Source organism: Actinosynnema mirum DSM 43827 (genome assembly GCF_000023245.1).
In the GTDB taxonomy this organism is placed as follows: Bacteria; Actinomycetota; Actinomycetes; order Mycobacteriales; family Pseudonocardiaceae; genus Actinosynnema; species Actinosynnema mirum.
The window spans coordinates 669,697-682,255 of sequence record NC_013093.1; the positions used below are offsets into that span (position 1 = coordinate 669,697).

Here is a 12,559-nt window from a genome sequence, read left to right on the forward strand (position 1 = left end):
CGTGCTCGCCACTCCATTCCGACTCGGCGCGCTGGGCACGCTGACCCGCTCGCCCGCCGTCACGGCCCCAACAGGCTACCGGGAGGAGCGCTGCGTGTATCGCTCCTGGTGTAGTACCGCCTCCAGGGGCACTCGGTTGCGCCACCCGTGGCGTTCCAAGTCGGGTGTATCGGGCAGTTCCGTCACCGGTCCGAGGCACAACCACGCGACCGGGCGAACCCCTTCGGGTAGCCCGAGCAACCCGCTGAGCACCTCCTCGCGGTAGAAGCTGACCCATCCCACGCCCAGACCCTCCTCGGTGGCGGCCAACCACAGGTTCTGGATGGCCAGGCACACCGAGTAGAGCCCGGCGTCGGCGATCGCGTGCCTGCCGAGCACGGCGGGGGAGCCGCGCTCCGGGTCGTAGGTCACGGCCACGCCGAGCGTGGACTCCATGATCCCCTCGACCTTGACGCGGGAGAAGACCTCGGCGCGCTCGCCTTCCAGTTCGGCGGCGAACACCTCGCGCTCGGCGGCGACGTGGGCGCGGAACGCCAGGCGGGTGTCCTCGTCGCGCACCAGCACGAAGTCCCACGGCTGGGTCAGGCCCACGCTCGGGGCGGCGTGCGCGGCCGACAGGACGCGGCGCAGCACGTCGTCGGGGATCGGGGCGCCGGTGAACTCGCCCCTGGTGTCCCTGCGGCGGTGCAGCACGTCGTAGAAGCTCATTCGGGTGATCGTGCCCGACGCGGACCCGCTAGCGGGGGCGGCGTGGTGATCACCACCGGTGCGCGGGCGGTGCGGCGGACCGCACCGCCCGCGCGGCTACCTGCCCTTCGCGGGGTAGGGGAGCAGCGCCATCTCGCGGGCGTTCTTCACCGCGGTGGCCACCTGCCGCTGCTGCTGGGGCGTCAGCCCCGTCACCCGGCGGGAGCGGATCTTCCCCCGGTCCGACAGGAACTTCCGCAGCAGCGCGGCGTCCTTCCAGTCCACCAGCTCCACGCCCTCGCGGCGCAGCAGGTTGACCCGCTTCCTCGGGACGCGTTCGGGCTTGGGCATCGCGGTCCTCCTCACCAGCTCGACTTGCGCACACCCGGCAGCTCACCGCGGTGCGCCATCTCCCGCAGCCGCAGTCGCGACAGCCCGAACGCCCTGGTGAAGGCGCGCGGCCTGCCGTCCACCGCGTCCCGGTTGCGCAGCCTGGTCGGGCTGGCGTCGCGGGGCAGCCGCCGCAGCGCCCGCTGCGCCTCGTCGCGCCGCTCGGGGTCGGTGCGGATCAGCTCCTTCAGCTCGGCCCGCCGCTCGGCGTGCCTGGCCACGACCTCGCGCCGCTTCAGGTCCTTGGCGATCTTCGACTTCTTGGCCACGTCAGCGCTCCTCACGGAAGTCGACGTGCCTGCGCACGACCGGGTCGAACTTGCGCAGCACCAGGCGGTCCGGGTCGTTGCGGCGGTTCTTGCGGGTCACGTAGGTGTAGCCGGTGCCCGCCGTGGACCGCATCTTGATGATCGGCCGGATGTCGTTGCCCCTGGCCATCAGACCTTCTCCCCGCGCCTGCGCAGCTCGGCGACGACGGACTCCACGCCGCGCCGGTCGACGGTCTTGACGCCCTTGGTGGACAGGGTGAGCACGACGTAGCGGTTCTCCGACGGCAGCCAGTACCTGCGGCGCTGGGTGTTGGGCAGCCAGCGGCGGTTGGTGCGGCGGTGGGAGTGCGAGACCTGCTTGCCGTAACCGGGTTTGCGCCCGGTCAGCTGGCAGTGGCGCGCGGACAAGGTGACCCCCTCTTGTAGGGAATGACAATCATTTTCACCTAGAGGGTAGCCGAGGGGGGTGAACCGTCGCGAGCAGGTGTTCCGAGCCGGGGCTCAGCCCTGGGTCTCGCCGTCCGGGGAATCGCGCCACTGGTCGAACGGCCGGTCCAGCCGCCACCGCTCGCCGTCGTGCTCCAGCACCCGGTCCTCGCAGGTCGTCGGGTTGGACAGCGACTCGAACAGCTCCACGCTCCAGCCGAACAGCCGCCTGCACAGCAGCCGGATGGTCAGCCCGTGCGACACGAGCAGCGAGGTCTCCGGGTGCCCGCCCGCGCGCACCCGCGCCTCCAGCCCGTCCAGGAACGCGGCCACCCGGTCGTCCACGTCCGCGCCGGACTCGCCGTTGGGCAGCCGGAAGAAGAAGTGCCCGAACGCGTGCCGCTGGTGCTTGAGCACCTCCTGCTGCACCGGGTCCTGCAGGTTGCCCCAGTCCTGCTCGCGCAGCCGGGGCTCGGCGACCACCCGCTCGGCCAGCGCGCCCAGCCCCAGCAGCCGCAGCGTGCTCCTGGTGCGGGTGTACGGGCTCACGTAGACGGCCGCGGGCACGTCCTGGAGCAGCGCTTTCACCCGATCGCCCGCTTCCTTCGCCTCTCGCTCCCCCAGCGGGGTGAGAGGCATGGTGTGATCGGGTACCCGGCAGTAGGCCAGTTCGTCGACGTTGCCCAGGCTCTGGCCGTGGCGCAGCAAGATGATCCGCACAGGACCCATCGTGCCGGTGTTACAGTCCGGCGGCGAGGGTGACGGAAGGTGTTACATGATCAAGTGCATCGCGCTGTACCGGCGGCCCGACCGGCCCGAGGAGTTCGACGAGGCCTACTTCGCCTCGCACCTGCCCCTGGTGCTCAAGACCCCCGGCCTGCTGCGCGTCGAGGTCGCCAGGGCCGGGCAGCTGCTCATCCCCGGCTTCCTCGCCGAGAACGAGCCGCACCTGATCGCCGAGATGTACTTCGAGTCCGAGGACGCCATGAACCGGGCCTTCGGCTCGCCCGAGTGGCAGGCGGGCGGCGCCAACCTCAGCGAGATCGGGGCCGCCGAGCTGATCTCCCTGTTCACCGCCGAGGTCCTCCAGTCCGGGGCGGTCGTGGACGGGGTGGCCGAGCGGTGATCGCCGCGGTGATCGGCGGCGGCACCATGGGCGCGGGCATCGCGCACGTGCTGCTGGCGGGTGGCCACCGCGTGGTGCTCGTCGAGGCGGGGGCGGAGCGGGTCGCGGCGGCCGGGCAGCGGGTCGAGCGGTCGCTGGCCAAGGCGGACGAGCGCGGCAAGCTGCCCGCGCCGCCCGCCGAGCTGCTCGCCCGGCTGACCGTCGCGCGCGAGCTCGCCGACCTCGCCCCCGACGTGGAGCTCGTCGTCGAGGCCGTGCCCGAGGACGCCGCGCTCAAGCGCGCCGTGCTCGCCGCCGCCGCGACCGCGTGCCCGGACGCCGTGCTGGCATCCAACACCTCGTCGCTGTCGATCACCGCGCTCGCCGAGGGGCTGCCCGGTGAGCGGGTCCTCGGACTGCACTTCTTCAACCCCGTCCCGGTCCAGCCGCTGGTCGAGCTGGTGCGGCACGACGGCGTCGACCCGGACGTGCTCGCGCGGGCCCGGACGTGGGCCGAGTCGCTCGGCAAGACCGTGATCGAGGTCAGGGACAGCCCCGGCTTCGCCACCTCCCGGCTCGGCGTCGCCGTCGGGCTGGAGGCGATCCGGATGCTGGAGGAGGGCGTCGCCGACGCCGAGGGCATCGACACCGGGATGCGGCTCGGCTACAACTGGCCCGTCGGCCCGCTGCGGCTCACCGACCTGGTCGGGCTCGACGTGCGGCTCGCCATCGCCGAGCACCTGGAGGCCGAGCTGGGGCCGCGCTTCGCCCCACCCGCGCTGCTGCGCGCCAAGGTCGCGCGCGGTGAGCTGGGGCGCAAGAGCGGGCAGGGCTTTTTCGCTTGGTGACCCAGACCGCTCCCTGGTAGTCCTGGGTCCGCGCGGTCCGCGCGGTCCGCGCGGTCCGCGCTCCGGAGGGGGTGCCAGGTGCTGGTCAGGACGACCGAGCAGGCCGACGTCGAGGCCGCCGCAGGACTGCGATCCGTGGCGTTCGGCTCCGCGAGGCCCGTCGACCCGGTGCTCCCGCCGGGCCAGGACGCGCTGGTCGCCGAGGCCGACGGCCGCCTCGTCGGCACCCTCGGCGTGTGGCGGCACCACCAGTTCTGGGGTGGCCGCACCGTGCCCGCGGGCGGAATCGGCGGCGTCGCGGTCGACCCGCACGCGCGCGGCCGGGGCGTGGCGACCGCGCTGCTCACCCGCGCCGTCGAGGACATGCGCGAGCGCGGGCAGGCCCTGTCGCTGCTCTACGCCACCGTGCCCGCCCTGTACCGCTCGTGCGGCTGGGAGCGCGCGGGCGTCCACGAGTGGATCAGCCTCACCCCCGGCCAGCTGCCCACCGGCGGCAAGCCGCTCTCCCGCGCGGCCAGGCCGCAGGACGCGCCCGCCGTGCACGCCTGCTACACCGACCTCGCGTCCACCGTGGACGGGATGCTCGACCGCTCCGCGCCCGCGTTCGACCCGGTGGAGGCGCTGGACCACAACGTGGCCTCCGTCGTGCCCGGCCACGACGGCGAGGTGCGCGGCTACCTGCTGGCCGACCGCGACGGCGACGGGCTGCGCGTGCTCGACCTCGTCGCCCGTGACCTCGACACCCAGCTCGGGCTGCTGGGCGAGCTGGCCAGCTGGGGCGGCGTGCTGCCCGCGTTCGACCTGCGCGTGCTCGACCCGGCCACCACCGGCCTGCTCACCGACCAGGCGATCAAGCACACCGTCACCACCCGCGCCTGGCTGATGCGCGTGGTCGACCTGACCGCCGCCGTGGCCGCGCGCGGCTGGCCCGCCGCGACCGGGCTGCGCTCCGCCGCCGTCGACCTGGACGTCACCGACCCGATCGCCCCGTGGCACGCCGGGCGGCGCCGGATCGTGGTGGAGGACGGGCAGGTCAGGGTCGAACCCGGCGGCAGCGGTGCGGTGCGGGTGAAGGCGCGGGCGCTCGGGCCGTGGTTCAGCGGCTTCCAGAACACCCACGCCCTGCGCCGCGCGGGCCTGCTCGACGGCGACGCGGCCCTGCTCGACCGGCTCACCGCGTCGACCGGCGCGCCCAGGCTCGGCGACTACTTCTGACCGTTCGGCCGACGGGCGCCCCCGGAACTTGACTGCCTCCTCACACCCGCTTCTCAGGCGGCTCTCAGGACCAGCGGCGAGACTGTCGACATGCGCATCCTCGTTGTCGACGACGACAGGGCCGTGCGTGAGTCGCTCCGCCGCTCACTGCAGTTCAACGGCTACCAGGTGGACCTCGCGGGCGACGGCCAGCAGGCGCTGGAGTCGGTCCTGTCGCAGCGCCCGGACGCCATGGTCCTGGACGTGATGATGCCCAGGCTCGACGGCCTGGAGGTCTGCCGGAGGTTGCGCAGCACGGGCGACGACCTGCCCATACTCGTGCTCACCGCGCGGGACGCGGTGAGCGACCGGGTCTCCGGTCTGGACGCGGGGGCCGACGACTACCTGCCGAAGCCGTTCGCGCTGGAGGAGCTGCTGGCCAGGTTGCGCGCCCTGCTGCGGCGCACCGCCACCGACGTGGAGGAGCCGGTCAACCTGCTGCGCTTCGCCGACCTGGAGCTGGACCCCGGCACCAGGGACGTCCGCAGGGGCGAGCGGCCCATCAGCCTCACCCGCACCGAGTTCGCGCTGCTGGAGCTGTTCCTGGCGCACCCCAAGCAGGTGCTCACCAGGGGGCGCATCCTGGAGGACGTGTGGGGCTACGACTTCCCCACCTCCGGGAACGCGCTGGAGGTGTACGTCGGCTACCTGCGGCGCAAGACCGAGGCGGGCGGCGAGCCCCGGCTGCTGCACACGGTGCGCGGCGTCGGCTACGTGCTCAGGGAGACGCCCCCGTGACCGCTCCCGGCGGCACCCGGTTCCAGCGCGCCTCGCTGCACGCGCGCGTGACCCTGCTCGCCGCGCTGTGCGTGGCGGGCGCGGTCGCCGTGGTGTCGCTGAGCGTGTACATGACGGTGCGCGACAACATGATCACCTCGTTCGACGAGAACCTGCGCCAGCGCGCGCAGGCGGCGGTGAACGCGCCCAGGGTCAACGACACGGTCAGCGAGATGCCCGGCGCGTTCCTCGCCGCCGGTGACATCAAGATCGGCAAGCTGGACTCGGCCGGGCGCATCCTGTACCCGAAGTTCACCACCGCGCCGCCGACCAACTCGGACGACCTGGCGGTGGCGAACGGCGAGCTGCTGGAGCACATCTGGACCGACAAGCGCACCGAGTACCGGGTGCTGACGGTGCCGTACGGCGACGGCGAGGCGATGGTCCTCGCCCAGTCGATCAAGCCGCTGAACACCACGCTGGGCAAGCTGAGCCTGGTGCTGTTCGTGATCGGCGGCCTGGGCGTGGTCGCGGCGGCGGCGGCGGGGACGGCGGTGGCGCGCACCGGCCTGCGGCCCGTGCAGCGGCTCACCGAGGCCACCGAGCGGGTCGCGCTGACCGGCGACCTGCGGCCGATCCCGGTGTCCGGCGACGACGAGCTGGCCAGGCTCACCCAGCGGTTCAACGCGATGCTGGGGGCGCTCGCCGAGTCGCAGGAGCGGCAGCGCAGGCTCGTCGCGGACGCGGGTCACGAGCTGCGCACGCCGCTGACGTCCATGCGCACCAACCTGGAGCTGCTGCTGGCGTCCGAGCGGCCGGGGTCGCCGACGCTGTCCGACGAGGACAAGGCGGAGATCAACGACGACGTGCGGGCCCAGCTGGACGAGCTGACCACGCTGATCGGCGACCTGGTCGAGCTGGCCCGCGAGGACGCGCCGCAGGTCGTGCACGAGCCGGTGGACCTGGTCGAGGTGGTCGAGCGGGCCCTGGACCGAGCCCGCAGGCGCGCGCCCGCCGACGTGGCCTTCGACGTGAGCCTGGAGCCGTGGTCGCTGCTGGGCGACTCGAACGCGCTGGAGCGCGCGGTGCTGAACCTGCTGGACAACGCGGTGAAGTTCAGCCAGGACAACACCGAGGGCGGCGTGGTGCGGCTGAGGCTGCGGCAGGTCGCGGAGGGCGCGGCGGTCGTCGAGGTGGCGGACTCGGGCCACGGCGTGGCGGAAGCGGACCTGCCGCACGTGTTCGAGCGCTTCTACCGCTCCTCCGAGGCCCGCACCCTGCCGGGGTCGGGGCTGGGGCTGGCGATCGTGAAGCAGGCGGCGGAACGCCACGGCGGCGCGGTCTACGCGGGCCGCGCGCCGGAGGGCGGCGCGCTGTTCACCCTGCACCTGCCGGGACGACCCGCGCTGGTGCCGGTGGGCGGCGGGGTGGGGCACGCGGGGGGCTGAGACCCTCGGCGACAGCAGGACAACGACGGAGAGCGGGGCGGCGCCGGGAGGATTCCGGCGCCGCCCCGTGGTTGTCTCACCCCTTCGTCGCCCCCAGCGTCAACCCGCCCACGAACTGCCGCTGGAGCACGAAGAACACCACCAGCGTCGGCAGCGCCACCAGCAGCGCCCCCGCCGCCACCAGGTTGTTGTCCGTGAAGAACGCCCCCCGCAGGTTCTGCAGCGCCGACGTCACCGGCATCTTCTCGCCGGTCTGGATCAGCACCAGCGCCCACAGGAAGTCGTTGTAGATCCAGGTGAACTCCAGCGTCGCCAGCGCCGCCAGCGCGGGTCTGCACAGCGGCAGCACCACCTGCCAGTACCGCCGCCACACCCCCGCCCCGTCCACGCGCGCGGCCTCGCCGATCTCGCGCGGGATGGTCTTCATGAAGTTGCTCAGCACGAACACGCAGAACCCCGACTGGAACGCCACGTGGATCAGCACCAGGCCCAGCCGCGAGTCCAGCAGCACCCCGCTGTCGCTCACCCACGCGGGCACCGGCGTCAGCAGGTACAGCCGGTACAGCGGCGTCACGACCACCTGCTGCGGCAGCAGGTTCCCCGCGGTGAACAGCATCAGCAGCCCCAGGTTCAGCCGCCTCGGCAGCCTGGCCACGCCGAACGCCGCCATCGAGCTGAGCAGCAGCACCAGCACCACCGACGGCAGCGCCACCACCAGCGTGTTCAGGTAGTAGCGCGGCAGCTCGGCCCGCGTCCACGCCTCCGCGTAGTTCGCCAGCGTCAGCTCCTCGGCGACCGAGAAGTACCCGTTCCGCGCCGTGTCGTCGTAGCTGCGCAGCGACGCGTACAGCGCCCACAGCAGCGGCGCGATCGTCCCGAGGCACGCCAGCACCAGGAAACCGTGCAGCGCGACAGTTCCCGCCCGAACGCCCCTCACTCCGACTCCTCCCGCCGGAACACCTGCACGAGGTAGGTGACGATGAACCCGAGCGAGATCACCAGCAGCACCACCGCCAGCGCCGACCCCCACCCGATCCGGCTGGACTCGCCGATGATGTTGTCGGTCACCAGCACCGACAGCAGCTCCAACCCGTTGCGCCCCTTGTTGATGACGTAGACGATGTCGAACGCCCGCAGCCCCTCGATCACGGTCACCACCAGCACCACCACGTTCACCGGCCGCAGCACCGGGAACACCACGCGCGTGAACGCCTGCCACCCGTTCGCCCCGTCCAGCGCCGCCGCCTCCCGCAGCGCCGGGTCCACGGCCTTCAACCCGGCCAGGTACAGCACCATCACGTACCCGGTGTGCCGCCACGCCGCCGCGACGAGCACCGCGTACAGGTTGATGTCCTTGTCCCCCAACCAGTTCACCGGATCGCTGTCGGCGATCCCGAGCAGGTTGTTCAGCAGCCCCTGCTCCGGCTGGTACACCAGCTGCCAGATGAACCCGACCAGCGCCAGCGACAGCACCACCGGCAGGTACAGCACGCTCTGGTACACCCGCCCGAACCGCAGCTTCCGGTCCAGCAGCACGGCCAGCAGCAACCCGGCCGAGGTCGGCACGAGCACCAGGAACACCAGCCACACCAGGTTGTTGCGCACGGCCGGCCAGAACCTCGGGTAGCCGGTGAGGATGTCGACGTAGTTGCGCGCCCCCACCCACTCGACGTCCTCCAGCCCGCCGATCCCGTTCCACGAGCTGAACGACAGCCCGACCGACCCGAGCGCGGGCGCCCACACCAGCGCCACGTGCAGCAGCGCGGGCACGCCGATCATCAGCGCCAGCGCCAGCCGCTCGCCGCGCGTCAACGACGTGGCGCGCTTCCCCTTGCCCACCAAGGGTTTCACTCCGAGAAGATGGTCTTGGCCTGCTCCGCCATCCCGCGCAGCACCGAGTCCACGTCGCCGGGCTCGGACAGGAACGCGGTCAGCCCGTTGGTCGCCGCGTCGCTGGCGAACCGGGGATCGGTGTCCCGGTCGAGGAACTGGGTGATGTGCGCGGCCGAGGCGATCACCTCGGCGGCCTTGCGCTGCAACGGGGTGTACCCGCTCACGTCGACCCCGGTGCTGGTCGCCACGGTCGTCGGGTCGGCCTTCAGGTAGGCCAGCTGCGCCTGCGGCGACGCCAGGTGCTCCAGCAGCTTCCGCGCCCCGTCGGGGTTGCCGGGCTCGCGGGAGAGCATGAAGCCGTCGATGGGCGCCTCGACGGTGTCGGTGCCGAACTCGGGGTTCACCTCGGGGAACGGGAAGAAGTCCAGGTCGTCCCGGTCCGCGCCGGTGAACTGCTGGGCCAGGAACGAGCCGAGCAGGTACATCCCGGCCTCGCCGCGCTGGAGTGACTGGGCGGCCTCCTGCCAGTCGCGGCCGAGCGCGTTCTCCTGCTGGAACGGCAGCAGCCGCTTCCAGGTGTCGAACACCTCCCGCACCCGAGGCCCCTGCCAGTCCTCCTGGCCCGCCATCAGGTCCACGTGGAACCGGTAGCCGTTGACCCGGAAGTTCAGCTGGTCGAACGTGCCCATCGCGGGCCAGCCCTGCTTCTGCGCGAACGCGATCGGCGCGAGCCCGTCCGCCTTCATCCTGGTGGCCAGCGCGACCAGCTCGTCGAGCGTGCCCGGCGGGGTGTACCCGCGCTGCCGCCACAGGCTCGGCCGGTAGAACATCCCCCACGGGTACTGGGTGAACGGCACCAGGTGCTGCTTGCCGTCCGCCGCCGTCGCGGCCTCCTTGACGGCGGGGGAGAAGCCGGAGCCGACCTTGGCCCACACGTCCGACAGGTCGCCGGTGAGGCCCTGCTCGGCGAAGAACCTCATGCGGTAGCCGGAGAACCAGGACAGCACGTCGTCCGGCCTGCCCTGCAGGTAGTTGTTGATCTGCTCCTGGTACTGCTCGTGCTGCTTGGTGTTGATCCGCACGCTCAGCCCGGAGGAGCCCTCGAACGACTTCAGCACCGCCGTGATCGCGTCCTTCGGCACCGGGTCGGACTGGTTGTTGCCGAACGTCACGACGTCCGCCGACGCGCCGCCGGGGTCGCCGCCGCACCCGACGAGTCCGGGCGCCGCGCTCACCCCCGCTCCGAGCGCGAGCGCGCGCAGCACGGCGCGACGGCCTAATCGGGGGGACCGCTGGGGCGTGGGCCTGGACATGATCGCTCCTGTCGGGTTGACGCAACGCTGAACCAACCGAACGCGAATCCAACAAAGTTGCGCATAATGTGTCCCCTGTCACAAGGAACGTCAATGGCCGTTACCGGCCCGTTAACGCGCTAGTCCGAACCCTCCTGCCGCGCATACCAGCGGGTCGGGTGACGTGTACCGCCAAACAGTGTCAGACGGGCGTTACTGTTTGACTGTGTTGAGTTTGTGGTTCACTCTTGCGCCATGACGAGCTGGCCGACCGGACTGCCGGGCCTCGCCTGGGGCGCCGACTACAACCCTGAGCAGTGGCCCGAGGAGGTCTGGGACGCCGACGTCGAGCTGATGCGCGCGTCCGGCGTGAACCTCGTGAGCCTCGGGATCTTCTCCTGGGCGCTGCTGGAGCCCCGCGAGGGCGAGCGCGACTTCGCCTGGCTCGACCGGGTCATGGACCGCCTCGCCGCGGGCGGCGTCCGGGTCGACCTGGCCACCGCCACCGCCGCGCCCCCGCCCTGGATGACCACCGACTACCCCGAGGTCCGCCCGGTCCGCGAGGACGGCGTCCGCCTCACCCACGGCTCCCGCCAGGCCTACTGCCCCACCTCCGAGGTCTACCGCACCCGCGCCGTCGCGCTGGCCCGCGCGCTGGCCGAGCGCTACCGCGACCACCCCGCGCTGTCCGCCTGGCACGTCGGCAACGAGTACGGCTGCCACGTCCCGCGCTGCTACTGCGACAACTGCGCCGAGGCGTTCCGCACCTGGCTGCGCGAGCGCTACGGCGACCTCGACGGCCTCAACGAGGCGTGGGGCACCCTGTTCTGGTCCCAGCGCTACAGCGCGTGGGAGCAGGTCGTGCCGCCCCGCGTGACCCCCACGTTCGGCAACCCCGGCCAGCTGCTCGACTTCAACCGCTTCGCCTCCGACGCGCTCCTGGAGCTGTTCAAGGCCGAGCGCGACGTGCTGCACGAGGTCACCCCCGGCGTGCCCGTCACCACCAACTTCATGGTCGGCTGGACCTTCGCCGACCTGGACTACTGGTCGTGGGCGAAGGAGATGGACTTCGTCTCCAACGACCACTACACCCGCTCCGAGGACCCCGACCGGCACGTCGAGCTGGCCATGGCCGCCGACCTCACTCGCGGCCTCGCGGGGGGCCGCCCGTGGCTGCTCATGGAGCAGTCCACCTCGGCGGTGAACTGGCAGCCCCGCAACATCGCCAAGCTCCCCGGCGAGCAGCGCCGCAACTCCTTCTCGCACGTCGCGCGCGGCGCCGACGGCACGCTGTTCTTCCAGTGGCGCCAGTCGAAGGCGGGCGCCGAGCGCTTCCACTCGGCGATGGTCCCGCACGGCGGCGAGGACACCCGCGTGCACCGCGAGGTGCGCCGCGTCGGCGGCGAGTACGCCAAGCTGACCGAGCTGCTCGGGTCCACCGTGGACGCCTCCGTCGCGATCGTCTACGACTGGCACTCGCGCTGGTCCCTCGGCCAGGAGGCCACCCCCACCGCCGACTTCTCCTACCAGGAGAACGTCTTCGGCCTGTACCGGGCGCTGTGGCGCTCCGGCGTCACGGTCGACTTCGTGCCCTCCGGCGCGGACCTGTCGGCGTACAAGGCCGTCGTCGTGCCCTCGCTGTTCCTGCTCGACGACGCCGAGTGGCTCACCTCCTACACCGGCCACCTGCTGGTCACCCACCTCACCGCGATCACCGACACGCGCGGCCACGTGCACCTGGGCGGCTACCCCGGCCTCGTCGGCGGGCTGCTCGGCGTGCGCACCGAGGAGTTCCACCCGCTGCGCGCCGGCGAGGTCGTCCGGCTCGACGACGGCGGCGAGGTCGCCGTGTGGACCGAACTGCTGCGCGCCGAGGGCGCCGAGGTGCTCTCCCGCTACGCCGACGGCCCCCTCGCGGGTGAACCGGCCATCACCCGCAACGGCAACGCCTGGTACCTCGGGTGCGGTCTGCGCGGCGCGGCGCTGGAGACCCTGGTGTGCTCCGTGGTGGCGGACGCGGGCGTCGAGCAGGTCCTGGTGACCGGCGAGGACGGCGGCGCGGACGTCGGCGCCGGTTCGGCGGGCGTCGAGGTCGTGCGCAGGCGCGGCGAGGGCGGCTCGTGGCTGGTCGCGATCAACCACGGCGGCGAGCCCGCCCTGGTGCCCGCGCGCGGCGTGGAGCTGCTGTCCGGCGACGACGTCGACGGGACGCTCACCGTCCCGGCGGGCGGCGTGGTCGTGGTCAGGGAAGCCGCCGCCGGGGAACCGGCCGTCGCAGAAGGGGAGTGAC

Annotated in this window: 15 protein-coding genes; 6 read left to right on the forward strand and 9 right to left on the reverse strand. The window is 72.4% G+C overall.

What is annotated here, in order from left to right:
- Window positions 1-75: 75 nt before the first annotated feature.
- From bluB to AMIR_RS03050, 6 genes are all read right to left on the reverse strand, one after another.
- A complete protein-coding gene (bluB, locus tag AMIR_RS03025; RefSeq protein WP_012783228.1) occupies window positions 76-708 on the reverse strand; it encodes a 5,6-dimethylbenzimidazole synthase in 633 nt (210 codons plus the stop codon).
- Between the two features lie 96 nt (window positions 709-804).
- Entirely contained in the window at window positions 805-1,038 is a 234-nt protein-coding gene (rpsR, locus tag AMIR_RS03030) for a 30S ribosomal protein S18 (RefSeq protein WP_012783229.1), read from the reverse strand.
- 11 nt (window positions 1,039-1,049) lie between these two features.
- Window positions 1,050-1,346 (reverse strand): 30S ribosomal protein S14, encoded by a 297-nt coding sequence (rpsN, locus tag AMIR_RS03035; RefSeq protein ID WP_012783230.1) that lies wholly within the window; start codon window positions 1,344-1,346, stop codon window positions 1,050-1,052.
- Between the two features lies 1 nt (window position 1,347).
- Complete coding sequence (gene rpmG / locus AMIR_RS03040) at window positions 1,348-1,515, reverse strand: 50S ribosomal protein L33 (protein WP_012783231.1); 168 nt, start codon at window positions 1,513-1,515, stop codon at window positions 1,348-1,350.
- A complete protein-coding gene (rpmB, locus tag AMIR_RS03045; protein WP_012783232.1) occupies window positions 1,515-1,754 on the reverse strand; it encodes a 50S ribosomal protein L28 in 240 nt (79 codons plus the stop codon). Before rpmB ends, rpmG begins: the two co-directional genes overlap by 1 nt.
- A gap of 93 nt (window positions 1,755-1,847) precedes the next feature.
- On the reverse strand, window positions 1,848-2,492 hold the full coding sequence (locus AMIR_RS03050; protein ID WP_041836544.1) for a histidine phosphatase family protein: 645 nt from the start codon (window positions 2,490-2,492) through the stop codon (window positions 1,848-1,850).
- Between the two features lie 55 nt (window positions 2,493-2,547).
- Between AMIR_RS03050 and AMIR_RS03055 the strand changes: the two genes are divergently transcribed.
- The 5 genes from AMIR_RS03055 to AMIR_RS03075 all read left to right on the forward strand — a co-directional run bounded on the left by AMIR_RS03055 (window position 2,548) and on the right by AMIR_RS03075 (window position 7,144).
- On the forward strand, window positions 2,548-2,898 hold the full coding sequence (locus AMIR_RS03055) for an EthD family reductase (protein WP_012783234.1): 351 nt from the start codon (window positions 2,548-2,550) through the stop codon (window positions 2,896-2,898).
- Window positions 2,895-3,725 carry a 3-hydroxyacyl-CoA dehydrogenase family protein gene (locus AMIR_RS03060; protein WP_012783235.1) on the forward strand — a complete coding sequence of 277 codons (831 nt, stop codon included), beginning with the start codon at window positions 2,895-2,897 and terminating at the stop codon, window positions 3,723-3,725. Before AMIR_RS03055 ends, AMIR_RS03060 begins: the two co-directional genes overlap by 4 nt.
- 78 nt (window positions 3,726-3,803) lie before the next feature.
- The gene (locus AMIR_RS03065; RefSeq protein WP_012783236.1) at window positions 3,804-4,940 is read left to right on the forward strand and encodes a GNAT family N-acetyltransferase; all 1,137 of its coding nucleotides are present in this window, start codon (window positions 3,804-3,806) and stop codon (window positions 4,938-4,940) included.
- Between the two features lie 90 nt (window positions 4,941-5,030).
- Window positions 5,031-5,717: a response regulator transcription factor gene (locus AMIR_RS03070; protein ID WP_012783237.1), complete on the forward strand. Its 687-nt coding sequence runs from the start codon at window positions 5,031-5,033 to the stop codon at window positions 5,715-5,717.
- The gene (locus tag AMIR_RS03075; protein WP_012783238.1) at window positions 5,714-7,144 is read left to right on the forward strand and encodes a sensor histidine kinase; all 1,431 of its coding nucleotides are present in this window, start codon (window positions 5,714-5,716) and stop codon (window positions 7,142-7,144) included. The genes AMIR_RS03070 and AMIR_RS03075 overlap by 4 nt, the downstream gene beginning before the upstream one ends.
- Before the next feature lie 76 nt (window positions 7,145-7,220).
- Here AMIR_RS03075 and AMIR_RS03080 read toward each other — a convergent pair whose 3' ends face one another.
- Genes AMIR_RS03080 through AMIR_RS03090 form a run of 3 tightly spaced genes read right to left on the reverse strand, consistent with a single transcriptional unit; the run spans window position 7,221 to window position 10,242 of the window.
- Complete coding sequence (locus AMIR_RS03080; RefSeq protein WP_012783239.1) at window positions 7,221-8,081, reverse strand: carbohydrate ABC transporter permease; 861 nt, start codon at window positions 8,079-8,081, stop codon at window positions 7,221-7,223.
- Window positions 8,078-8,995, reverse strand: a complete 918-nt coding sequence (locus tag AMIR_RS03085; protein ID WP_205590375.1) for a carbohydrate ABC transporter permease — start codon at window positions 8,993-8,995, stop codon at window positions 8,078-8,080. Before AMIR_RS03085 ends, AMIR_RS03080 begins: the two co-directional genes overlap by 4 nt.
- On the reverse strand, window positions 8,992-10,242 hold the full coding sequence (locus AMIR_RS03090; RefSeq protein WP_222840709.1) for an ABC transporter substrate-binding protein: 1,251 nt from the start codon (window positions 10,240-10,242) through the stop codon (window positions 8,992-8,994). Before AMIR_RS03090 ends, AMIR_RS03085 begins: the two co-directional genes overlap by 4 nt.
- Before the next feature lie 282 nt (window positions 10,243-10,524).
- On the opposite strand from AMIR_RS03090, the gene AMIR_RS03095 reads away from it, so the two are divergent.
- Window positions 10,525-12,558, forward strand: coding sequence for a beta-galactosidase (locus tag AMIR_RS03095; RefSeq protein WP_012783242.1), 2,034 nt, complete (start codon window positions 10,525-10,527; stop codon window positions 12,556-12,558).
- Window position 12,559 lies beyond the last annotated feature (1 nt).